Origin of the sequence: Burkholderia territorii (genome assembly GCF_902833055.1) — a bacterium.
Taxonomy (GTDB): Bacteria; Pseudomonadota; Gammaproteobacteria; order Burkholderiales; family Burkholderiaceae; genus Burkholderia; species Burkholderia territorii.
In genome coordinates this window covers 1-421 of record NZ_CADFEJ010000179.1, presented here as the reverse complement: position 1 = coordinate 421, position 421 = coordinate 1, and the positions used below count along the sequence as shown (strand labels likewise).

Below are 421 nucleotides of genomic sequence, written 5' to 3'. Positions count from 1 at the left end.
GTTGGCCGCCAGCGTCAGGTCCCAGTCGCCGTCGAGCACGAGGTCGGTGCGCACCGGTGCGCGTTCGCCGGTCAGGAACTCGCGCACCTGCAGGGCGCGCGCGATCGACAGGTTGCTGAGCGTGCCGGCGGTGCGGATCGTGCCGTGGTCGAGCGCGAAGCTGCGCAGCGTGAGCACCGCGCCCTCGACGGTCAGCTTGCTGGCGCCCAGGATCACGCGATCGGCGCCGGCCGAAACCGTCAGCGGCGCGTCGAGCGAAACGGCCGGCGTGCCGCGAATGTCCAGTTGCGAGACGGTGCCGTCCCAGCGGCTGCCGCCACCCGTCTCGACCAGGCCGCCCGCCGCGGCCAGTTGCAGGTTGATCACGCGCCCTTCGGCATTGCCGATCGCCGAGGCCTGCAGCGTATGTCGCGCGCGCGTG

At 72.7% G+C, this 421-nt stretch carries 1 pseudogene; it reads right to left on the bottom strand.

Annotated features, from left to right (window positions below):
• Positions 1–421: pseudogene (locus HW466_RS31610) on the bottom strand (translocation/assembly module TamB domain-containing protein); the annotation flags it as partial.